The organism is Pseudomonas sp. JUb52, assembly GCF_004341115.1.
In the GTDB taxonomy this organism is placed as follows: Bacteria; Pseudomonadota; Gammaproteobacteria; order Pseudomonadales; family Pseudomonadaceae; genus Chryseomonas; species Chryseomonas oryzihabitans.
On record NZ_SLYS01000005.1, the window covers coordinates 147,623 to 169,272 of the forward strand.

The window sequence follows — 21,650 nt, forward strand, 5'->3', positions numbered from 1 at the left end:
GATAGACAAAGGCTCTACCTGGCGCCGTGCCTTTTGCCAGCCGCTTTGCGACAATGCCGGCACTTTTGCTGCCGGATGTCGCCATGACCCCCCTGAAGAACGACCGTTTCCTGCGTGCCCTGCTCAAGCAGCCGGTGGACGTCACCCCGGTGTGGATGATGCGCCAGGCCGGGCGCTATCTGCCCGAGTACCGCGCCAGCCGGGCCCGTGCCGGGGACTTCATGAGTCTGTGCAAGAACCCGCAATTCGCCTGCGAGGTGACCCTGCAGCCGCTGGAGCGCTATCCGCTGGATGCCGCCATCCTCTTTTCCGACATCCTCACCATCCCCGATGCCATGGGGCAGGGTCTCTACTTCGAGACCGGCGAAGGTCCGCGCTTTCGCAAGGTGATCGACACCCCGGCCGACATCGAGGCGCTATCGATCCCCGATGCGGAATCCGACCTGGGCTATGTCATGGACGCGGTGCGCACCATCCGCACAGCGCTGGACGGGCGGGTGCCCCTGATCGGCTTTTCCGGCAGCCCCTGGACCCTGGCCACCTACATGATCGAAGGCGGCTCCAGCAAGGATTTCCGCAAGGCCAAGGCCATGCTCTACGACACCCCCGAGGCCCTGCACCTGCTGCTGGACAAGCTGGCCCAGGCGGTCACCGCCTATCTCAACGGCCAGATTCGCGCCGGTGCCCAGGCGGTGCAGATCTTCGATACCTGGGGGGGCAACCTGTCCGCCGCGGCCTACCAGGAATTTTCCCTGGCCTACATGCGCAAGATCGTCGCCGGGCTGATCCGCGAGCATGAAGGACGCCGGGTGCCGGTGATCCTCTTCACCAAGAATGGCGGTCTCTGGCTGGAAAGCCTGGCCGACAGTGGCGCCGAGGCCCTGGGCCTGGACTGGACCTGCGACATCGGCGAAGCCCGTCGGCGGGTCGGCAGCAAGGTCGCCCTGCAGGGCAACATGGACCCCAGCGTGCTCTATGCCAAGCCGGCGGCCATCCGCGCCGAGGTGGGGCGCATCCTGGAAAGCTATGGCCAGGGCAGCGGCCACGTCTTCAACCTCGGCCACGGCATCACCCCCGAGGTGGACCCGGCCCATGCGGGTGCCTTCATCGAAGCCGTGCACGAGTTGTCGGGCCGCTACCACCAGGGCTGACTGTGCCGGGATCGGCACGGCCGGTCCCAAGTCGAACGAGCGGGTCGTGGCCGGTTGCGGCATAGTCGGGGTTTTCCCGATGGAGCGCCGCCATGGCCCAGATGACCCCGGAAGACCTGCAGCACCTGGCCGAAGAGGTGCTCGCGGCCCAAGGCTTCAGTCAGCCGCAGGGCGCGGCCATCGCCGCCATGATGGTCGCCGGCCAGCGTGACGACTGCGCCTCCCACGGCATCTATCGGCTGCTGGGCATCGTCAAGACGCTCAAGGCCGGCAAGGTGGTGCCCGATGCCGAGCCGAGGGTAGAAGACGTGGCTCCGGCCATCGTCCGGGTCGATGCCGGCGGCGGCTTCTCCCCGCTGGCCTTCGAGACGGGTCTGCCCCTGCTCGACGCCAAGGCGCGCAGCTGTGGCCTGGCAGCCCTGGCGATCAACAACTGCGTGCACTTCTCGGCGCTCTGGGTGGAGATGGAAGCCCTCACCGCCAGGGGGCTGGTGGCCCTGGCCTGCAATCCGACCCAGGCCTATGTCGCCCCGGCCGGTGGTCGCCGCCCGCTGTTCGGTACCAATCCCCTGGCCTTCGGCTGGCCGCGGCCTGACGGCCATCCCTTCGTCTTCGACTTCGCCACCAGCGCCGTGGCCCGCGGCGAGATCGAATTGCATCGTCGCGCGGGCAAGGCCCTGCCCGAGGGCTGGGGCGTGGACGCCGAGGGCGCGCCCAGCAACGATGCCCGCACCGTGCTGGAGGAGGGCGCCATGCTTACCTTTGGCGGTCACAAGGGCTCGGCGCTGTCGGCCATGATCGAATTGCTCGCCGGTCCGCTGATCGGCGATCTCACCAGTCCGGAGTCTTCCGCGGTCGACGCCGGCGCGGGCGGGCTGCCCTATCACGGCGAACTCATCCTGGCCTTCGATCCCCAGCGCTTTCTCGGCGCCGCGGTAGCCGACTACCAGCAGCGCGCCGAGCAGCTGTTCGCCGGCATCGAAGCCCAAGGCGCCCGCCTGCCGTCGCAGCGTCGTTACCAGGCGCGAGCACTTAATACCACCCGTGGCTGGCTGGAGGTGCCGGACGAACTCCTGACCGACATCCGGGCGCTGCTGCCCAGCTGATCAAAGGCGCGATCAGCATCACTTGGAGGAGACTGCGACAATGCGGTCTCTGAACCCCGCGCCAGACCTAGGGTCCACGACTGGCCCCCTTAGTGCCAGCCCTGGGTCTTCATGTACGCCGACGACACCGATCGCCCTCATCACCGCGGCCTGTTGCTGCTGAGCATCACCCTGATGGTGCTGGTGTACTTTCTCGACAATCTTTCCATCGCCCTGGCCAACCGCTATGTCTATGGCGGCCTGGGCATCGACCAGCGCAGCTACACCCTGGCCACCGCCTGCTACAGCGCCGCGGTCATCGTCACCAGCGCCCCGCACCAGTGGTTCGCCCAGCGCCTGGGCTATCGCAACCTGATCTTCGCCGCAGTCGGCATCCACCTGGTCGGCCAGGTGTGCTGCCTGGTGGCCACCGATCTGCCGACCTTCATCGTCGGGCGGGCGCTGATGGGCGCCGGCGCCGCCACCTTCTTTGCCGGGGCACGGGTGCTGGTGCAGATGTATTTTTCTGGCCCCCAGCTGCCGACCGGGATTCGCGCCTTCGCCTCGGGCGTGCCCCTGGGTGGTGCGCTGGCCTCCTTCACCACCGCGGAGCTGCTGGAAGGTCACCAGTGGCGCGCCATCTTCATGGTGCCGGCGCTGGCCTGCGCGCTGGTGGCGGTCTGCGTCTGGCTGTCGCTGCCGCGGCGCTCCCATCCGCTGCAGAATTCCGGGGCGCCGTCGCTGCTGTCCATGGTGCTGCTGGCAGTAGGCAGCCTGCTGCTGACCACCACCACCCAGCGCCTGGCCTTCGACTTCTTCAGCGATGGCCTGTGGCTAGCCGTGGAACTGCTGGTGGGAGCGGCCATCCTCGGACTCTATGTCTACTACGAGCGCGGCCTGGCGCGGCCGACCCTGGACTTCAAGCACGCCATCACCCCGGGCTTTCTCGCCGGCATGCTGTTCATGATGCTCAACTACTTCCTGCTCGGCGCCTACAACTTCATCATCCCCCAGTACGTGGTCAACGGCCTGCAACTGCCGGTCTATACCGCCGGGGGCGTCATGGCGCTGGGCTGGCTGTGCGGCCTGGCGCCGCTGCTGATGATCACCTCGGTGCGGCTGCGCGAGCGCTTTCCCTGGGGCGGCTTTCGCAAGTACCTGGTGGCGGGTTACCTGCTACTGGCCGGCTACGGCTTCTGGATGGTGCGCCAGCACGCCGACGTGCCCCTCTACCAGCAGCTGGTGCCGGGGCTGATGATGCATGGCACCTACCTGATCGGCACCTTCGCCGTGATCATCATGTACACCTTCATGCGCGTCGAGCCGGCCTATTTCAGCCAGGCCTACCAGATCAAGAACATGACCCAGCAACTGGTCATGCCCATGGGCATCGTGCTGTCCAACGTCTTCCTGCAGTGGCGCGACGCCTTCCACGCCGCGGTGCTCAGCGCCGCGGTCACTCCCTATGCCCAGACCTACCAGGCCTATGGCGAGCGTTATCGGCAGGCCACCGGTGCCGACAGCGCCCTGGCGCAGATCTCCAGTCTGGTCACCCGCCAGAGCCAGGTGCTGGGCTATCTCGACTATTTCTGGCTGGTCGGCTGGATCGGCCTGGCACTGGCCCTCTACATGGCCGTGCAACGGCATTTTCGCTAGGGCGCAACGTTTGCCGGCCCTTAAGCCGACGTTCAGCTAGCGACCACCATAATGCGGGCTTTTGCAGGCGGCGGCAGGTGCCGGACACCTGCACCGGTCGGCCGCGCCCCAGTCGGTCCGGAGCTTGCATTGCTGGGCTGTCGGGCTTTGTGGAACAATGCGGGCAACGACATTTTTCAAGGGTGGCAGCCGTGATCGACGCTGATGGTTTTCGCCCCAATGTCGGCATCATTCTCGCCAACGATGCCGGCCAGGTACTGTGGGCCCGCCGCATCAATCAGGATGCCTGGCAGTTCCCCCAGGGTGGGATAGACGACCGGGAAACGCCCGAAGAGGCGCTGTACCGGGAGCTGAATGAAGAAGTGGGGCTGAGCCCCGATGACGTCCGTATCCTGGCCTGTACCCGGGGCTGGTTGCGCTACCGTCTGCCGCAGCGCATGGTGCGCACCCACAGCCGTCCGCTGTGCATCGGCCAGAAGCAGAAGTGGTTTCTGCTGCGGCTGACCGCGGAAGAGCAGCGGGTGCGGATGGATGTGACCGGCAAGCCGGAATTCGATGGCTGGCGCTGGGTAAGCTACTGGTATCCGTTGGGCCAGGTGGTGACCTTCAAGCGAGAGGTCTATCGGCGGGCGCTCAAGGAGTTGGCACCCCGCTTGCTGGCCTGATTACCGGTTCGGCCGGTGCGAAAGAGGTGAGGAGAAGCTGTGGTCATGCAGGATGAACGACACGTGATGCACGCCGGCGGCTCCGCCGGACGTCGGCTGCGGAGGCGCTAGATGCTTGCAGTTCTGCGCAAGATCGTCCAGGAGGTCAATGCCGCCAAGGATCTGGGGTCGGCACTGTCCATCATCGTGCAGCGTGTCCGCGCGGCCATGCAGTCGCAGGTCTGCTCCGTCTATCTGCTGGATCCCGACACCAACCGTTTCGTGCTCATGGCCACCGAAGGCCTCAACAAGAGGTCCATCGGCCGGGTCAGCATGGCCCCCAACGAGGGCCTGGTCGGCCTGGTCGGCACCCGCGAAGAGCCGCTCAATCTCGAAGACGCCGCCAGCCACCCGCGCTTTCGCTATTTTGCCGAGACCGGCGAGGAGCGCTATGCGTCTTTCCTCGGTGCACCCATCATCCACCACCGCCGGGTCATGGGCGTGCTGGTGGTGCAGCAGAAGGAACGCCGTCAGTTCGACGAAGGCGAGGAAGCCTTCCTGGTCACCATGAGCGCCCAGCTCGCCGGGGTGATCGCCCATGCCGAGGCCACCGGGACCATCCGTGGTCTGGACCGGCAGGGCCGCGGCATCCAGGAGGCCCGTTTCGTCGGCATCCCCGGTTCGCCCGGGGTCGGCGTCGGCAAGGCGGTGGTGGTCCTGCCGCCCGCCGATCTGGAGGTGGTCCCGGACAAGACCGTGACCGACATCGACGCCGAGCTGCAACTGTTCCGCTCGGCGCTCGAAGGCGTACGGGCGGACATGAAGGCGCTGTCCAAGCGGCTGTCCACCCAGTTGCGCAAGGAAGAGCAGGCGCTGTTCGACGTCTATCTGATGATGCTCGACGACGCCGCCCTCGGTAACGAGGTGACCACTATCATCAAGAGCGGCCAGTGGGCCCAGGGCGCCCTGCGCCAGGTGGTGATGGAGCACGTCCAGCGCTTCGAACTGATGGACGACGCCTATCTGCGCGAACGCGCCGCCGACGTGCGTGACCTCGGGCGCCGCTTGCTGGCCTATCTGCAGCAGGCCCACCAGGCCTGCCTGATCTATCCGGAAAACACCATTCTGGTCAGCGAGGAGCTCTCGCCGGCCATGCTCGGCGAGGTGCCCGAGGGGCGCCTGGTCGGCCTGATCTCGGTACTCGGCTCGGGCAACTCCCACGTCGCCATCCTGGCGCGCGCCATGGGCGTGCCGACCGTGATGGGCGCGGTGGACCTGCCGTATTCCAAGGTGGATGGCATCGATCTCATCGTCGATGGCTACCACGGCGAGATCTTCACCAATCCGTCGCCGACGCTGATCAAGCAGTATGGCGACGTGGTGGAAGAGGAGCGCCAGCTGACCCAGGGCCTCGACGCCCTACGCAGCCTGCCCTGCGAGACCCTCGACGGTCACCGCATGCCGCTGTGGGTCAACACCGGCCTGATGGCCGACGTGGCCCGCGCCCAGCAGCGTGGTGCCGAAGGGGTCGGGCTGTATCGCACCGAAGTGCCCTTCATGGTCAACGAGCGCTTTCCCAGCGAGAAGGAACAGCTCTCCATCTATCGCGAGCAACTGGCCGCCTTCCATCCGGCGCCGGTGACCATGCGCACCCTGGACGTCGGCGGCGACAAGGCGCTGTCCTATTTTCCAATCAAGGAAGACAACCCCTTCCTCGGCTGGCGCGGCATCCGCGTCACCCTGGACCACCCGGAAATCTTCCTGGTGCAGACCCGCGCCATGCTCAAGGCCAGCGAAGGCCTGAACAACCTGCGCATCATGCTGCCGATGATTTCCGGCGTGCACGAGGTGGAGGAGTCCCAGCACCTGCTGCACCGCGCCTGGTGCGAGGTGCGTGACGAAGGCGTCGACATCCCCATGCCGCCGGTGGGGGTCATGGTCGAGGTGCCCTCGGCGGTCTACCAGGCTCGCGACCTGGCGCGTCAGGTGGACTTCATCTCGGTGGGTTCCAACGACCTGACCCAGTACCTGCTGGCGGTGGATCGCAACAACCCGCGGGTGGCCGATCTCTACGACTACTTCCACCCGGCGGTGCTGCAGGCGCTGCAACAGGTGGTCGATGGCGCCCACGCCGAAGGGGTGCCGGTGAGCATCTGCGGCGAGATGGCCGGGGATCCGGCGGCGGCGGTGCTGCTCATGGGCATGGGCTTCGATACCCTGTCGATGAATGCCACCAACCTGCCCAAGGTGAAGTGGCTGCTGCGCCAGGTCACCCTGGAAAAGGCCCGCGAGCTGGTGCAGCAGATGCGTCAGATCGACAACCCCCAGGTCATCCACAGCGCCTTGCATCTGGCCTTGCGCAATCTCGGACTGGGTCGGGTGATCAACCCGGCGGCCAGCGTCCAGAGCTGAGCGTGCCCGGCGGGAAGGCCGCTTCCCGCCGGGCAGGCAGCGGCGTACCATGCCGCCTCCTGCGCCCGAGGTGATGATGGATCTCTTGCTTTTCCTGGTGCTCGGCGTCTGCGCCGGGCTGCTGGCCGGTCTGTTCGGGGTCGGCGGCGGCCTGATCATCGTGCCGGTGCTGGTCTACAGCTTTACCGCCCAGGGCCTGGATCCGGACATCCTCACCCACCTGGCGGTGGGTACCTCGCTGGCCACCATCGTCTTCACCTCGCTCAATTCCGTCTGGGCCCACCACCGACTCGGCGCCGTGCGCTGGCGGCTGTTCGCCTGGATGGCCCTGGGCATCGTCTTCGGCAGCGCCCTGGGCGCCCTGACCGCCGCCGCCATCCACGGCCCGCTGCTGCAGAAGATCATCGGTACCTTCGCCATCCTCATCGCCCTCCAGCTGGCGCTGGACCTGCGCCCCAAGGCCCAGGCCAGCGAACCCGGCAAACCGGCGCTGACGGTGGCCGGCGTGGTGATCGGCTGGGCCTCGGCCATCTTCGGCATCGGCGGCGGCTCGCTCACCGTACCCTTCCTGATCTGGCGCAGCCTGAGCATGCAGCAGGCGGTGGCCACCTCGGCGGCCTGCGGCCTGCCCATCGCCCTGTCCGGGGCGCTGTCCTTCATCCTGGTCGGCTGGCAGGAGCCAGGTCTGCCCGCCTGGAGTCTGGGCTATGTCTATCTGCCGGCCTTGCTGGGTATCGCCCTGACCAGCATGTTCTCGGCCCGTTTCGGTGCGCGGCTGGCCCATCGCCTGTCGCCCCGGCTGCTCAAGCGCCTGTTTGCCCTGTTGCTGTTCGGCGTCGGTCTCAACTTCTTACTCTGATCCCTTTCAAGGAGGCACCATGCTGCCGTATCCGCAAATAGACCCGGTGGCCCTGTCGCTGGGGCCGCTGAAGATCCACTGGTACGGCCTCATGTACCTGGTGGGGATCGGTGGCGCCTGGTGGCTGGCCAAGCGGCGACTCAATCGCTTCGATCCGCGCTGGACCAGCGAGACCCTGTCCGATCTGGTGTTCTGGGTGGCGCTGGGGGTCATCGCCGGCGGGCGACTCGGCTACGTGCTGTTCTACAACCTGGCGGAATACATCGCCAATCCGACACTGATCTTCGAGGTCTGGAAGGGCGGCATGTCCTTCCACGGCGGCCTGCTCGGGGTGATCCTGGCGGTCTGGTGGTTCGGCAAGCGCCACAACAAGGGCTTCTTCGAACTGATGGATTTCATCGCGCCGCTGGTGCCCATCGGTCTCGGTGCCGGCCGCATCGGCAACTTCATCAACGCCGAACTCTGGGGCAAGCCCACCGACGTGCCCTGGGCGATGATCTTCCCGCCCTACAGCGATCCGGCCCAGTTGCCGCGCCATCCCTCGCAGCTCTACCAGTTCGCCCTGGAAGGCGTGGCGCTGTTCGTGATCCTCTGGCTGTATTCGCGCAAGCCGCGGCCGACCATGGCCGTGTCCGGCCTGTTCGTGCTCTGCTACGGCATCTTCCGCTTCATCGTCGAATTCGTCCGCGTGCCCGACGCCCAGCTCGGCTATCTGGCCTGGGGCTGGCTGACCATGGGGCAGGTGCTTTGCGTGCCCATGGTGCTCGGCGGCATCGCGCTGATGGTCTATGCCTATCGCCGCGCGCCGCAGCCGGCCGTCCGCGCCGAATGACGTCTGAGGCCCGCCCGCATGACAAGTGCGGGCGGCCTGTTATAGTTCAGGGATCATCACTACAACCGCGCAAGGGATCAGCCGTATGAATCCGTTCCGTAGCCTGGCTGCCGTGCTGGCGCTGGCCCTGACGATGCAGGTCGTGCCGGCGCAGGCGCAGCAGGCTCAGGGTGAAGTCACCGAATATCAGACCGCCGACCAGGCGTTCGGGGAAGCCCAGGCGCCCGCCGCCTTTTCCATGATCGGCGATCTGCTGATCGCGCGGCCGCTGCTGATCGCCGCCACGGTGATCGGTGCGGGGGCTTTCGTGGTCAGTCTGCCGTTCACCGCCGCCGGCGGTAACATCGGCAAGGCCGGCAAGGCGCTGGTGGTCGAGCCGGGCAAGGCGGCCTTCGTGCGCTGCCTGGGCTGTACCCAGAGCGGGTACGGGCGTACCGAATAGGCCCTGGCGCCGGGCCTGGCCGCTCAGGCCTGGCCGCTGATCTTCAGATACTTGTCGTGCAGCTGCTCCTTGGTCTCGACATGGTTCTCGTCGAGGGGGATGCAGTCCACCGGGCAGACCTGCTGGCACTGGGGTTCGTCGTAGTGGCCCACGCACTCGGTGCACAGGTTCGGATCGATCACGTAGATCTCCGCACCCTGGGAGATGGCGCCGTTCGGGCACTCGGGCTCGCACACGTCGCAGTTGATGCAATCGTCGGTAATGATGAGGGACATCGTCGGCTCCACGCTGCGCGAACGCGCAGCGATCCAAAAGTCAGGCGCGCATTTTGCCCCATCCGCGCGCCGGCTGCACCCGACAGTCCTTGGGGTTAATCAACTGGCCGGGGCAAAACGCTCCAGCAGCGCCTGATGCACGGTGGGATGGACGAACTTGGTCACGTCGCCGCCGAGCGCCGCGATCTCCCGCACCAGGGTGGAAGACAGGTAGGAATAGTGCTCCGACGGGGTCAGGAACATGCTTTCCGCCTGGGGCGCCAGCACCCGGTTCATGTTGGCCAGCTGGAATTCGAATTCGAAATCCGACACCGCACGCAGGCCGCGCAGGATGATGGTCGCCTTCTGTTGCTCCACCAGGGTGGCCAGCAGGCAGCTGAAGCCGATCACCTCGACATTGGGCAGGTGCGCGGTCACCGCCTTGGCCAGCTCGACCCGGCGCTCCAGCGGAAACAGCGGATTCTTCTTGGGACTGGCCGCCACCGCCACCACGACTTCGTCGAACAGCCGCGAGGCGCGCTCCACCAGGTCGCCATGGCCCTTGGTGATGGGGTCGAAGGTGCCGGGGTATAGCACTCGGTTCATGACGCTGTCCTGGGGGCGAAGCTGTTGGGGCTTGGATGGTAGCTCAGGGGCGGAGTGAGGCCAAGGCGACAGCCGCCGGGATCGCCGACCCGTGGGCGTTTATCGGCCGGATGGCGCCGCCCGCTGGCTGACCAGCCAGTCGGGGATACGTCTTTCCAGGTAGTAGTCCGGATCGCGGAAGGAACCGCCGACGAAGCCGACATGGCCGCCATGGGGCAGGCGCTCGAACAGGGTGTCGGGTGCCAGTTCGGCGCGGGCGGGCAGGGCGTCGGTACCGATGAAGGGGTCGTCCTCGGCCTGGATCAGCAGCGTGGGGATGCGGATACCCCCCAGGTAGTAGCGGCTGGAGGCCTGGCGGTAGTAGTCCCGGGCATCGCGAAAGCCGTGCAGGGGCGCGGTGTAGCGATCGTCGAAGTCCCAGAAGGTCTTGAGTCCCTCGGGCGGTCCCAGGCGCGCGAGGATCTCGTGCTGTTCGGGGTGAAGGTCGCGGTCGAACAGCGCCTGCTTGTCGCGCACGTAGCGCGCCAGTTCGCGGATGAAATGCCGCTGGTAGATGCGCGAGAAGCCGATGCCGATGCGATCGGCGCAGAGGTCCAGGCGAAAGGGTACCGAGACCGCAGCGGCCGCGTGCATGCCGCTGTGCTCGCCCCGCTCGCCCAGGTACTTGAGCAGCACGTTGCCGCCCAGGGAAAAGCCCACGCCATACAGTGGCGCGTCCGGACGACTGGTTTGCAGATGGCGCACCACCGCGGCCAGGTCTTCGCTGACGCCGGAGTGATAGCCACGTGGCAGGCGGTTGGGTTCGCCGGAGCAGCCGCGCCAGTTGAGGCCGACGCTGGCCCAGCCGCGGGCAGCCAGGGCGAATTGCAGGCCGAGCACATAGTGGGAGCCGGAACTGCCGGTCAGGCCGTGGGCGATCAGCACCAGCGGCGCGCGCGGATCCTCGGCGTGGTACCAGTCCAGATCGAGGAAGTCGCCGTCCTCCAGCCACAGTCGTTCCCGCGGCCGGGTGATGGGCGGCAGGCGGCGCCACAGCGAACCCCAGAGGGTCTGCAGGTGCGGGCCGGGCAGCCAGCGCGCCGGCTTGAAGGGCGCGCTGGTCACGCCTGGCGGTGCCAGAGGGCGTAGTGGACGTTGCCGGTCTTCTTCTCGCGGTGCAGTTGCCAGGTCGCGGGCAGCGTCAGGCGCGAGGGCTGGGTCTCGCTCTCGGTGTAGATCCAGGCGTCCGCAGCGAGCCAGCCCTGGGCTTCCAGGGCCGCGCAGGCCGGTTCCAGCAGCTCCTTGCCAAAGGGCGGATCGAGAAACACCAGGTCGAAGGGCGCTTCCGCCGGCTTAACCAGGGCCTGCAGGGCGTCGGTCTGGCGCACCTCGGCCTGGGCGCAGCCCAGGGTCTGCAGATGGCCGCGCAGGGCAGTGGCGGCCTGGGCATTGAGGTCGAAGGCCAGCGCCTGGCCGGCGCCGCGGGAGAGGGCTTCCAGCAGCAGCGCGCCGCTGCCGGCGAAGGGGTCCAGTACCCGCGCGCCCGGGGTGACGGCGGCCAGCCAGTTGAACAGGGTCTCGCGGACCCGGTCCGGGGTGGGCCTCAGGCCCAGGGCATCGGGAAAAACGAAGCGCCGGCTGCGCCAGTCGCCACCGATGATGCGCAGTTGGTTGGCGGTCTTCTGGGCCATGCTAGTGCTCCGGAACGCCGCTGGGCGGCAGGTTGGGAAGAGGGCGGGGGGGCGGCAGCGGCTGCTGGGCGACCCGCGGGCCGGCGCTGACCACGACGAAGCGCTCGGGATCGAGGTGGCGCTGCAGGGCGGCATGCACCTGTTCCACCGTCAGGCGGCGGACCTGCTGGAGGAAGTCGTCCAGGTAGCTGCTCGGCAGGTCGTAGAAGCCGATGTTGCCCAGTTGGGCGACGATGGCGCCGTTGCTGGCGTTGGCCAGCGGGAAGCTGCCTTCGATCTGCCGCTTGGCGCGGTCCAGTTCGGCCTGGGTGGGACCCTGGGCCAGGTAGTCGCGCAGCAGTTCGCGCACCAGGGCGAGGGTGGCGTCGCCCAGTTCGGCACGGGTCTGCAGGCCGATGGTGAAGGGACCCGGCTGACGCATGGGGGTGAAGCCCGAGCTGACGCCGTAGGTGAGACCGCGGCGTTCGCGCAATTCGGTCATCAGGCGACTCCCGAAACCGCCTCCGCCGAGGATCTGGTTGCCGACGAAGAGGGCGGCGTAATCGGGATCGCGGCGGGTGATGCCGAGCTGACCGAGCAGCAGGCGGGTCTGCTGGGCCGGGACCTCCAGTTGCACCCGCGCCGGCGTGGCGGGAGCCGGCACGGGCAGCGGCGGCATGGCCGGACCGCGGGGCAGGGCGCGCGACAGCTGGGCGGCGATCTGCTCGGCGCGGGTCCGATCCAGATCGCCGGTGAGGGCGATCACGGCATTGCCGGCGGCATAGGCGCGGGCATGGAAGGCCCTGAGGCTGGCCGCGTCCAGGCGGGCCAGGCCAGCGGCCGTACCCCGCGGCGAATGGGCATAGGGGTGGTTGCCGTAGAGGCGCTCCTGCAGCGCCTCACCCGCGAGGTTCGTCGGTTCGCGACGGCTGGCGGCGATCAGCGTCAGCAGCTGGTCGCGGATGCGCTGGATGGCCTCGGCGGGAAAGGTCGGGCGACCTACCACGTCGGCCAGCAGCGCCAGGGCCGGTTCGCTGTGGGCCGGATCGGCGAGGGTGCGCAGGCCGGCCACCGCCTGGTCACGATAGGCGCCGTTGCTGAAGTCGGCGCCCAGGCGCTCGAAGCCATCGGCGATGGCGCCGGCATCGCGTCCCGGGGTGCCTTCGTTGAGCAGGCCGTTGGTGAGCATAGCCAGGCCCGGGGTGGCGCCATCCTGGCTGCTGCCGGCGGCAAAGATCAGGCGCACGTCGAACATCGGCAATTCCGGCGCCGGCACGAACAGCACCTGGGCGCCCTCGGCGGTGCGCCAGCGCTGGATGTTCAGCTGGCGCCCCAGGGGCGGTGCGTCCTTGAGGGTCTTTAGGCTGTCCACGGCAGGATAGGCGCGCGCCAGGTCGCCGACCGGGGTAGGGGACTGGCAGCCCGCGAGCAGGCACAGCGACAGCCAGAGCAGCGGCTTCATGGACGATTCTCCGCGGTGGCTGCGGGCTCGAGCTGGGCCAGGGTCAGGCGCTCGCGGGTGAAGTACGTGCGGGCCACCCGGCGCAGGTCGTCGGGGGTGACCCGGCCCAGTTCGTCGAGCAGCCGATCCCCCTGGCGCCAGCCGAGGCCGACGCTTTCCAGCTGGCCGATGCTGCTGGCCTGGGCGGTGATGGAGTCGCGGCCATAGACCAGCCCGGCCACCAGCAGGGCGCGGACCCGGGCCAGTTCCGCGGCGCTGGGCGGCTCGCGCTTGAGCAGGTCCAGCTGCGCCCAGAAGGCCGCTTCCAGCTGGTCGAGGGTCTTGCCGCGCGGGGTATTGGGGGTGCCGCTGAGCAGGAAGAGGCTGTCGCCACGGGTGTAGGCGCCATAGGCGGCGCGCACGCTGCTGGCCACTTCCGTGCCGCGTTCGAGACGACTGGGCAGGCGCGCCCCCGAACCGCCGCTGAGCAGGGCGGCCAGCAGTTGCAGCGCATAGGCATCGCGCGGCTGGGCGGCGGTGGCCAGGCTGGGCACGTTGAAGCCCATCAGCAGGCTGGGCAGTTCGCGGGCCTGCAGGGCCAGGCGCCGCTCGCCCGGCGCCGGCAATTCCAGCGGTCGCCGCGGCGCGGGCAGATCGCTGCGGGGGATGCCGCCGAACCAGCGCTGCACCTCGGCGCGAATCGCCTGGGGTTCGACATCGCCGACCACCACCAGGGTGGCGTTGTTGGGTGCGTACCAGGTCTGGTACCAGCGACGCAGGTCGTCCACACCGAGGCGCTGCAGATCCTGGGGCCAGCCGATGGTGGGGTTGCGGTAGCCGCTGGCCGGGTAGGCGGCGGCCTTGAAGCGCTCGAAGGACAGCGCCTCGGGCCGGTCATCGGTGCGCAGCCGGCGTTCTTCCTTGATGACTTCCAGCTCGCGGCTGACTTCGTCCGGTTCCAGGCGCAGGTGCTGCATGCGATCGGCTTCCAGCTCCAGGGCCACGGGCAGGCGATCGCGGGCGAGCAGCTGGTAATAGACGGTGTAGTCGTCGGTGGTGAAGGCGTTTTCCTCGGCGCCCAGGTCGCGCAGCAGGTGCGAGGCCTCGCCGGCACCGAGCTTGCGGCTGCCCTTGAACATCAGGTGTTCCAGGGCATGGGACAGGCCGGTCGCCCCGGGCGCCTCCAGGCTCGAACCCACGCGGTACCAAAGTTGCACCACGGCGACCGGCGCCCGGTGATCTTCGCGGACCACCAGCTTGAGGCCGTTGTCGAGGGTGAATTCCTCGGTGTTCTGCCGGCTGGCCGTGGCCAGGGCGAAGGTGGGGAGCAGGCTGAGCAGGACGACCAGGGCGGTCCGACGGGAGCGGGAGGCGGGCATCGCGAGAGCAGGCCTTGTAGCGCGGTAGGGGACGAAGCGGCTGCGTCCTGGGGACGGTCGCGCGTTTTTCGCCGACGGGGAGGTCTTCCGCCCGGCAGGCTGCTAGGATACGCATCCCTTTTCCCGACGGCCATGCCTGACGGTCGAGCCCCGCCTGGCGGAGCTCCCGCAGCCGGTTCGTCCGTTCGATACAGAGCCCCGCATGTTTGGATCCGACGACAAGAAGTCTCCCCCCACGGAGAAGAAAGGCCTGTTCGGCTGGTTCCGCAAGAAGACTGCCGAACCCGTAGAGACGCCTGCCGAAGCCCCCGCGCCTGAAGCCGAGGAGCGCCTGCCCGAGCCGCTGGCCAGCGAGCCGGTGCAGCACCCGGAGCCCGTGCCCGAACCGCCGGAGGCGATTCCCTCGCTGACCCCGGTGCCGGTCGCCGAAGAGGAGGCGCCGTCGCCGGTGGCGCTCACGGCGCTGGTCGAGCCGCTGGTGGCCGATCCCATCGTGCCGCCGGTCGAGGTCGAGCCGGTGAGGGCGCCCGAGCCGGAGCCCGAGCCAGTGGCTGCGCCGGTCGCGCCGCTGCCTCCGGTTGTGCCGGCGCCTGAGCCTGCTCCCGCCCCGGTCGTACCCGTTGCGCCCGTCGCCCCGGTCCGTCCTGAGCCCGAGGTAGTTGCGCCCGAACCCGAACCCGAGCCCGCTCCACCCGCCGTCGTCGCCGCCTCCGCCGAACCGGCCAAGCTGGGTTTCTTCGCCCGCCTGCGCCAGGGCCTGTCCAAGACCAGCGCCAGCCTCGGCGAGGGCATGGCCAGTCTGTTCCTCGGCAAGAAGGCCATTGATGACGACCTGCTCGAAGAACTGGAGACCCGCCTGCTGACCGCCGACGTCGGTGTCGAGGCCACCGGCGTCATCATGCGCAACCTGACCCAGAAGGTGGCGCGCAAGCAGCTGGCCGACAGCGAGGCGCTCTATCAGGCGCTGCAGCAGGAGCTCACCGAGATGCTGCTGCCGGTGGAACAGCCCCTGGTGATCGATACCTCGCACAAGCCCTATGTCATCCTGGTGGTCGGCGTGAACGGCGCCGGCAAGACCACCACCATCGGCAAGCTGGCCAAGCGGCTGCAGAACGAGGGCAAGAAGGTCATGCTGGCGGCCGGTGATACCTTCCGCGCCGCAGCGGTCGAGCAGTTGCAGGTCTGGGGCGAGCGCAACCGCATCCCGGTGATCGCCCAGCACACCGGCGCCGATTCCGCCTCGGTGATCTTCGACGCCGTCCAGGCGGCCAAGGCCCGCGGCATCGATGTGCTGATCGCTGACACCGCCGGCCGGCTGCACACCAAGGACAACCTCATGGAGGAGCTGCGCAAGGTGCGCCGGGTGATCGGCAAGCTGGACGAGGCGGCGCCCCATGAGACCCTGCTGGTGCTGGACGCCGGTACCGGCCAGAACGCCCTCAACCAGGCCAAGCAATTCCACAACGCCTTGCCCCTGACCGGCCTGGCGCTGACCAAGCTCGACGGTACCGCCAAGGGCGGGGTGATCTTCGCCCTGGCCAAGCAGAGCGCCCTGCCGATCCGCTATGTCGGCGTCGGCGAAGGCATCGACGACCTGCGGCCCTTCGAGGCGCGGCCCTTCGTCCAGGCCCTGTTCGCGGAGCGGGGCGTCTCATGATCCAGTTCGACCGCGTCTCCAAGCGCTATCCCAACGGTCACGTCGGCCTGCAGGAACTGAGCTTCCGTGCCGAACGCGGCGAGATCCTCTTCGTCACCGGGCATTCCGGCGCCGGCAAGAGCACCCTGATGCGGCTGATCCTGGCCATGGAAAGGCCCACCGGTGGCAAGCTGACCCTGGCCGGCCAGGACATCTCGCGCATCACCAATGCGCAGATTCCCTTTCTGCGCCGGCAGATCGGCGTGGTCTTCCAGAACCACCAGCTGCTCTATGACCGCACCGTGTTCGACAACGTCGCCCTGCCGCTGCAGATCCTCGGCCTGTCCAAGCCCGAGATCGCCAAGCGCGTGGCCGCGGCGCTGGAGCGGGTCAGCCTCAAGGACAAGCTCGACGACTATCCGGCCGAGCTCTCCACCGGCCAGCAGCAGCGGGTCGGCATCGCCCGCGCTGTAGTGCATCGGCCGGCCCTGCTGCTCGCCGACGAACCCACCGGCAACCTCGATCCGCGCCTGGCCTCGGAAATCATGGGCGTCTTCGAGGACATCAACAGCCTCGGCACCACGGTGCTGATCGCCAGTCACGACCATGCCCTCATCGCCCGGCTGCACCATCGCATGCTGACCCTGCAGCGCGGCCGCCTGATCGGCGACGAAGAGGAGAGCCAGCCATGAGCGCCACCGAACTGCCCCGTGGCCAGGAACAGGGCGGCAAGCCCCAGCGTCCGCAGCGCCAGGCCCCGAAGAAACCCAAGAGCGACTGGCGCAGCCCGCTGCATGCCTACCTCGAAGCCCACCGCACCGGTCTGAGGGACAGCCTCAGGCGCATGGTGCAGCAGCCCATAGGCACCTTTCTCACCTGTCTGGTGATGGGTATCGCCCTGGCGCTGCCCATGGGCGTGTCGCTGCTGCTGAAGAACGTCGAGCGCCTGGGTGGCTCCTGGCAGCGTGCGGCGCAGATCTCGGTGTTCCTCGACCTGCGCACCGGTCAGGACCAGGCCGAGGTGCTGATGAGCCAGATCAAGGTCCTGCCCGATGTCGCCGAGGCGCGCTGGATCAGCCCGGACGACGCCCTGAAGGAATTGCAGCAGGACGCCGGCCTCGGTGAGGCGCTGCGCGAATTGCCGCAGAATCCGCTGCCCGGCGTGATCGCCGTGACCCCCAAGGAAATCGACAAGAGTCGCCTCGACATGCTGCGCAGCCAGCTGGCCGAGATGAACGGCGTGCAGCAGGTGCAACTGGACATGCAGTGGGTCGAGCGCCTCACCGCCATCCTCAAGCTCGGCGAGCGCTTCGTCTTCGGCCTGACCGTGGTGCTGGTGATCGCCCTGCTGCTGGTGATCGGCAATACCATCCGCCTGGCCATCGAGAATCGCCGCACCGAGATCGAGGTAGTCAAGCTGGTGGGCGGCACCGACGGCTACGTGCGCCGGCCCTTCCTCTACATGGGCGCGCTGTTCGGCCTGGGCGCTGGCATCGCCGCCTGGGCCCTGCTGGTGTTCGGCCTGAACTGGCTGAACGCGGCGGTGCTGGATCTGGCCGGCCTCTATGGCAGTGATTTCGCCCTGGGCAGTGTCGCCCTCGAGGACGGGCTGCAACTGCTGATCGGCGCCGTGCTGCTCGGCTACATCGGCGCCTGGCTGGCGGTTGCCCGTCATTTGCGCGAACTCGCCCCGCGCTGACGAACGGCCGTTTCCGACACCTTTGGAAACGGTCTAAACCCCTGATGGCACACGGCTTTTACGGCCGTTTTCAGCTGGGGTTAAGGGAACCTCGGCTAGTCTGGCGCTGTCCAAAAAATCAGTGTTAGACTGCCCAGTGCTTAGTGAATCGGAGGATTCGCATGACCACTTCGTTGCAACCTGTTCCTACATTGGTTCCCGGCGCCAGCCTGGAAGCCTATGTGCATTCGGTGAACAGCATTCCGCTGCTCACTCCGGAGCGGGAGCGTGAACTGGCCGAGCGCCTCTTCTACAAGGAAGACGTCGAGGCCGCCCGGCAGTTGGTGCTCGCGCATCTGCGTTTCGTGGTGCATATCGCCAAGAGCTATTCCGGCTATGGTCTGGCCCAGGCCGACCTGATCCAGGAAGGCAACGTCGGCCTGATGAAGGCCGTGAAGCGCTTCAATCCCGAAATGGGCGTACGCCTGGTGTCCTTTGCTGTGCACTGGATCAAGGCCGAAATCCACGAATTCATCCTGCGCAACTGGCGGATCGTCAAGGTTGCCACCACCAAGGCGCAGCGCAAGCTGTTCTTCAACCTGCGCAGCCAGAAGAAGCGGCTGGCCTGGCTGAACAACGACGAGGTCCATCGCGTGGCCGAAACCCTGGGTGTCGAGCCCCGGGAAGTGCGCGAGATGGAAAGCCGTCTGACCGGCCATGACATGGCCTTCGACCCGGCCAGCGATGCCGACGACGATGCGGCCTATCAGTCGCCGGCCCAGTATCTGGAAGACAGCCGTTACGATCCGGCGCGTCAGCTGGAGGAAGCCGACTGGACCGACAGCTCCACGGCCAATCTGCACGAGGCCCTAGAACGCCTGGACGACCGCAGCCGCGACATCCTCTACCAGCGCTGGCTGGCCGAGGAAAAGGCGACGCTGCACGAGCTGGCGGCCAAGTACAACGTCTCGGCGGAGCGTATCCGTCAGCTGGAAAAGAACGCGATGAACAAGCTCAAGGGCAACATCGCCGCCTGATCCGGTTCGCTATCGAAGAGCCGCGCCCCAGGGCGCGGTTTTTTTATGGTCGTGATCCCAAGAATGCTGCCCAAGCGCCTGCACGGGGCGGCACAAAGAGCGTTCTCGAGCCGCGAACGCTCCAGCTCCGGGAGCCTGGGTCAGGAAAGGGCTTTAGGGTGGACAAGTCCACCGCTTGCCTTGCTAGGCCTCAACGACGCGCAGGTGCAGCAGCGGAAAGGGTCGGCCCTGGCCGTCCAGTGGGGAGCGGCCCACCTGCTCGAAGCCGAGGTGCCGATAAAAGCCCAGGGCCTGGGGATTTTGCTCGTTGACGTCGACGTGGCGGATGCCCAGCTCGATGATGGCCTGCTCCACCAGTTGTCGACCTATACCTGTGCCCCGGACCGCGTTGGACACGAACAACATCTCCAGGCGGTCGCCGTCGGTACCGGCGAAGCCCTGGATGACGCCCTGGCCATCGCAGTAGACCCGCAAGTCAACGGCCGGCAGCGCGTGGTCGCGAACCAGGCGGCGCAACGAATCGATGTCCGCTTCATCGAGAAAATCATGAGTCGCCCGGACCGCCTCTTCCCAGACCACTAGCAAGCGGTCGAAATCCGCCGGCGATCCCTGCTGGATTTGCCCCTGGCTCACTGTCCGGTCATCCGCCGCAGATAGTCGCTGCCGCCCAGCTGGCGTTCCTGCTGGCGGATCCAGGCGGCGCGTTCGGCGACGTAGGCGCTGGGGCGGCTCGGGCTCCATTCGCGAGGATTGGGCAGCACCGCGGCCAGCAGGCTGGCCTGGCGGTCGGAGAGGTAGGGCGCGCCTATGCCGAAATGGTGGCGAGCCGCGGCCTCGGCGCCGAACACGCCGTCGTCCCATTCCACGCTGTTGAGATAGACCTCGAGGATGCGCTGCTTGGACCAGAAGGTTTCCAGCAGCACGGTGAACCAGGCTTCGAAGGCCTTGCGCAGATAGCTGCGGCCGCTCCAGAGAAAGAGATTCTTGGCGGTCTGCTGGCTGATGGTGCTGGCGCCGCGCAGGGAGCCGCCGGCTTCGTTGTGGCTGAAGGCCTGGCGGATCGCCGCCATGTCGAAGCCCCAGTGCTCGGCGAAGTGCTGGTCTTCACCGGCGATCACCGCCATCTTGAGATCGTCCGGCAGTTCCTTCCAGGGCCGCCAGTCGCGCTGCAGGTCGATGGGCTTGCCGTCGATCCAGGATTCGACCTTGCGCTCCACCATCAGCATGCTGCCCGGCGGCGGTACCCAGCGCAGGATCAGCACCAGGGCGGCGCTGAGGGCGGCGAACCATAGGGCGATACGCAGGAGACGGCGGAGGAGGGTGAGCAGCATCGGCTTGGTCTTTGGCGGTTAGCGGGCCATTATAACCAGCGCTTCTCCTCCATCGCCCGGTAAAACCCATGTTGCGTCTCTTCCTGTTGTTCGCGGCCCTGGCCGGCTTCACCGGTGTCGGACTCGGCGCCTTCGCCGCCCATGGACTCAAGGGCCGGCTCACCGCCGACTACCTCGCGGTGTTCCAGACCGGCGTGTTCTATCAGCTCATCCACGCCCTGGCGCTGTTCGGCGTCGCCCTGCTGTCGCTGCACTTCCAGGAGCGCCTGGTGGCCTGGGCCGGTGGCTTTTTCATCGCCGGCATCCTGCTGTTTTCCGGCAGCCTCTATCTGCTGACGCTGACCGGCTTCTCGCGGCTGGGCATCATCACCCCCTTCGGCGGCCTGTGCTTTCTCGCCGGCTGGGCCTGCCTGGCCATTCTCGCCTGGCGCCTGAGCAGCCTCTGAGCGAGTGCTGGCCGTCGTTCCCGGCCCGGCGCCGCTGCAATCAACGCCTGACCGGCGTAGAATGCCGGCTCACCCCGTGACGATGCCTTTGCCATGCAGATCCTGTTGAACGGCGAATCCCTTGAATTGCCGGACGGTGCCACCGTCGCCGACCTGCTCGTGCGTCTCGACCTGACCGGACGGCGAGTGGCGGTGGAGCGCAACCTCGACATCGTGCCGCGCAGCCAGCACGCCACCACCGCCCTGGCGGATGGCGACCGGCTGGAAGTGGTCCACGCCATCGGCGGCGGCTAGCCGCGAAAGAGGAATCCAGATGAAAGACACTCCCTTCACCCTGGCCGGGCGCACCTATGCCTCGCGCCTGCTGGTCGGTACCGGCAAGTATCGTGACCTCGAAGAGACCCGCGTGGCCATCGAGGCCTCCGGCGCCGAGATCGTCACCGTGGCGGTGCGCCGCACCAACATCGGCCAGACGCCCGGTGAGCCCAATCTGCTCGACGTGATCTCGCCCGAGCGCTACACCATCCTGCCCAACACCGCCGGCTGCTATGACGCGGTGGAGGCGGTGCGCACCTGCCGCCTGGCGCGCGAGCTGCTCGATGGCCACAACCTGGTCAAGCTGGAAGTCCTGGCCGACCAGAAGACCCTGTTCCCCAATGTCATCGAGACCCTCAAGGCCGCCGAAACCCTGGTCGCCGATGGCTTCGACGTCATGGTCTACACCAGCGACGACCCCATCGTCGCTCGCCAGCTGGAAGCCATCGGCTGCATCGCCGTCATGCCGCTGGCCGGTCTGATCGGCTCGGGCCTGGGCATCTGCAATCCCTACAACCTGCGCATCATCCTCGAAGAGGCCAAGGTGCCGGTGCTGGTGGATGCCGGAGTGGGTACCGCCTCCGATGCCACCATCGCCATGGAGCTGGGTTGCGAAGCGGTGCTGATGAACAGCGCCATCGCCCATGCCCGCGAGCCGGTGCTGATGGCCGAAGCCATGAAGCACGCCATCGTCGCCGGTCGCCTGGCCTATCTGGCCGGGCGCATGCCGCGCAAGCTCTATGCCACGGCGTCCTCGCCGCTGGACGGCCTGGTCAACTAGGACCTGGCGCCCTCCG

The 21,650-nt window shown here is 67.5% G+C and carries 23 protein-coding genes; 15 read left to right on the forward strand and 8 right to left on the reverse strand.

Going from position 1 to position 21,650, the window contains the following annotated elements; genetic code table 11:
• The first annotated feature begins 83 nt into the window (after positions 1 to 83).
• From hemE to EC839_RS10605, 8 genes are all read left to right on the forward strand, one after another.
• Positions 84 to 1,151, forward strand: a complete 1,068-nt coding sequence (hemE, locus tag EC839_RS10570; protein WP_007161632.1) for a uroporphyrinogen decarboxylase — start codon at positions 84 to 86, stop codon at positions 1,149 to 1,151.
• Positions 1,152 to 1,243: 92 nt separating this feature from the next.
• Entirely contained in the window at positions 1,244 to 2,257 is a 1,014-nt protein-coding gene (locus EC839_RS10575) for an Ldh family oxidoreductase (protein ID WP_132832539.1), read from the forward strand.
• 111 nt (positions 2,258 to 2,368) lie between these two features.
• Positions 2,369 to 3,892: an MFS transporter gene (locus tag EC839_RS10580; RefSeq protein WP_007161634.1), complete on the forward strand. Its 1,524-nt coding sequence runs from the start codon at positions 2,369 to 2,371 to the stop codon at positions 3,890 to 3,892.
• Positions 3,893 to 4,083: 191 nt separating this feature from the next.
• Positions 4,084 to 4,557, forward strand: a complete 474-nt coding sequence (locus tag EC839_RS10585; protein WP_007161635.1) for an RNA pyrophosphohydrolase — start codon at positions 4,084 to 4,086, stop codon at positions 4,555 to 4,557.
• 111 nt (positions 4,558 to 4,668) lie between these two features.
• A complete protein-coding gene (gene ptsP, locus EC839_RS10590) occupies positions 4,669 to 6,948 on the forward strand; it encodes a phosphoenolpyruvate--protein phosphotransferase (RefSeq protein ID WP_007161636.1) in 2,280 nt (759 codons plus the stop codon).
• Positions 6,949 to 7,024: 76 nt separating this feature from the next.
• Positions 7,025 to 7,807 (forward strand): sulfite exporter TauE/SafE family protein, encoded by a 783-nt coding sequence (locus EC839_RS10595; RefSeq protein WP_007161637.1) that lies wholly within the window; start codon positions 7,025 to 7,027, stop codon positions 7,805 to 7,807.
• Between the two features lie 19 nt (positions 7,808 to 7,826).
• A complete protein-coding gene (gene lgt, locus EC839_RS10600) occupies positions 7,827 to 8,639 on the forward strand; it encodes a prolipoprotein diacylglyceryl transferase (protein ID WP_007161638.1) in 813 nt (270 codons plus the stop codon).
• An 85-nt stretch (positions 8,640 to 8,724) separates the two neighbouring features.
• Complete coding sequence (locus tag EC839_RS10605; protein ID WP_007161639.1) at positions 8,725 to 9,081, forward strand: hypothetical protein; 357 nt, start codon at positions 8,725 to 8,727, stop codon at positions 9,079 to 9,081.
• A gap of 23 nt (positions 9,082 to 9,104) precedes the next feature.
• On the opposite strand, the gene EC839_RS10610 is transcribed toward EC839_RS10605, so the two are convergent.
• The 6 genes from EC839_RS10610 to EC839_RS10635 all read right to left on the reverse strand — a co-directional run bounded on the left by EC839_RS10610 (position 9,105) and on the right by EC839_RS10635 (position 14,410).
• On the reverse strand, positions 9,105 to 9,356 hold the full coding sequence (locus tag EC839_RS10610; protein ID WP_007161640.1) for a YfhL family 4Fe-4S dicluster ferredoxin: 252 nt from the start codon (positions 9,354 to 9,356) through the stop codon (positions 9,105 to 9,107).
• Positions 9,357 to 9,455: 99 nt separating this feature from the next.
• Complete coding sequence (gene coaD / locus EC839_RS10615; protein WP_007161641.1) at positions 9,456 to 9,941, reverse strand: pantetheine-phosphate adenylyltransferase; 486 nt, start codon at positions 9,939 to 9,941, stop codon at positions 9,456 to 9,458.
• Between the two features lie 99 nt (positions 9,942 to 10,040).
• Positions 10,041 to 11,045, reverse strand: a complete 1,005-nt coding sequence (locus EC839_RS10620) for a hydrolase (protein WP_007161642.1) — start codon at positions 11,043 to 11,045, stop codon at positions 10,041 to 10,043.
• On the reverse strand, positions 11,042 to 11,611 hold the full coding sequence (gene rsmD, locus EC839_RS10625) for a 16S rRNA (guanine(966)-N(2))-methyltransferase RsmD (RefSeq protein ID WP_007161643.1): 570 nt from the start codon (positions 11,609 to 11,611) through the stop codon (positions 11,042 to 11,044). The genes EC839_RS10620 and rsmD overlap by 4 nt, the downstream gene beginning before the upstream one ends.
• Before the next feature lies 1 nt (position 11,612).
• Positions 11,613 to 13,052, reverse strand: coding sequence for a pitrilysin family protein (locus EC839_RS10630; RefSeq protein ID WP_007161644.1), 1,440 nt, complete (start codon positions 13,050 to 13,052; stop codon positions 11,613 to 11,615).
• Entirely contained in the window at positions 13,049 to 14,410 is a 1,362-nt protein-coding gene (locus EC839_RS10635; protein ID WP_007161645.1) for a pitrilysin family protein, read from the reverse strand. Before EC839_RS10635 ends, EC839_RS10630 begins: the two co-directional genes overlap by 4 nt.
• A 202-nt stretch (positions 14,411 to 14,612) precedes the next feature.
• Between EC839_RS10635 and ftsY the strand changes: the two genes are divergently transcribed.
• The 4 genes from ftsY (at position 14,613) to rpoH (ending at position 18,761) form a co-directional block, all read left to right on the forward strand.
• Positions 14,613 to 16,067, forward strand: a complete 1,455-nt coding sequence (gene ftsY, locus EC839_RS10640) for a signal recognition particle-docking protein FtsY (RefSeq protein WP_132832540.1) — start codon at positions 14,613 to 14,615, stop codon at positions 16,065 to 16,067.
• Positions 16,064 to 16,738 (forward strand): cell division ATP-binding protein FtsE, encoded by a 675-nt coding sequence (gene ftsE / locus EC839_RS10645; protein WP_007161647.1) that lies wholly within the window; start codon positions 16,064 to 16,066, stop codon positions 16,736 to 16,738. The genes ftsY and ftsE overlap by 4 nt, the downstream gene beginning before the upstream one ends.
• On the forward strand, positions 16,735 to 17,745 hold the full coding sequence (gene ftsX / locus EC839_RS10650; protein WP_007161648.1) for a permease-like cell division protein FtsX: 1,011 nt from the start codon (positions 16,735 to 16,737) through the stop codon (positions 17,743 to 17,745). Before ftsE ends, ftsX begins: the two co-directional genes overlap by 4 nt.
• A 161-nt stretch (positions 17,746 to 17,906) precedes the next feature.
• Positions 17,907 to 18,761, forward strand: a complete 855-nt coding sequence (gene rpoH / locus EC839_RS10655) for an RNA polymerase sigma factor RpoH (protein WP_007161649.1) — start codon at positions 17,907 to 17,909, stop codon at positions 18,759 to 18,761.
• A gap of 183 nt (positions 18,762 to 18,944) precedes the next feature.
• Here the strand turns inward: rpoH and EC839_RS10660 are convergent, their stop codons facing one another.
• Together EC839_RS10660 and mtgA are read right to left on the reverse strand one after the other, a co-directional pair.
• Positions 18,945 to 19,394, reverse strand: coding sequence for an acetyltransferase (locus EC839_RS10660; RefSeq protein WP_007161650.1), 450 nt, complete (start codon positions 19,392 to 19,394; stop codon positions 18,945 to 18,947).
• On the reverse strand, positions 19,391 to 20,092 hold the full coding sequence (gene mtgA / locus EC839_RS10665; RefSeq protein WP_007161651.1) for a monofunctional biosynthetic peptidoglycan transglycosylase: 702 nt from the start codon (positions 20,090 to 20,092) through the stop codon (positions 19,391 to 19,393). The genes EC839_RS10660 and mtgA overlap by 4 nt, the downstream gene beginning before the upstream one ends.
• Before the next feature lie 68 nt (positions 20,093 to 20,160).
• Here mtgA and EC839_RS10670 point away from each other — a divergent pair, with 68 nt between their 5' ends.
• The 3 genes from EC839_RS10670 (at position 20,161) to EC839_RS10680 (ending at position 21,634) form a co-directional block, all read left to right on the forward strand.
• The gene (locus EC839_RS10670) at positions 20,161 to 20,538 is read left to right on the forward strand and encodes a DUF423 domain-containing protein (protein ID WP_007161652.1); all 378 of its coding nucleotides are present in this window, start codon (positions 20,161 to 20,163) and stop codon (positions 20,536 to 20,538) included.
• A gap of 93 nt (positions 20,539 to 20,631) precedes the next feature.
• Positions 20,632 to 20,832, forward strand: a complete 201-nt coding sequence (thiS, locus tag EC839_RS10675) for a sulfur carrier protein ThiS (protein ID WP_007161653.1) — start codon at positions 20,632 to 20,634, stop codon at positions 20,830 to 20,832.
• A 19-nt stretch (positions 20,833 to 20,851) separates the two neighbouring features.
• Entirely contained in the window at positions 20,852 to 21,634 is a 783-nt protein-coding gene (locus EC839_RS10680; RefSeq protein ID WP_007161654.1) for a thiazole synthase, read from the forward strand.
• The last annotated feature ends 16 nt before the right edge of the window (positions 21,635 to 21,650 follow it).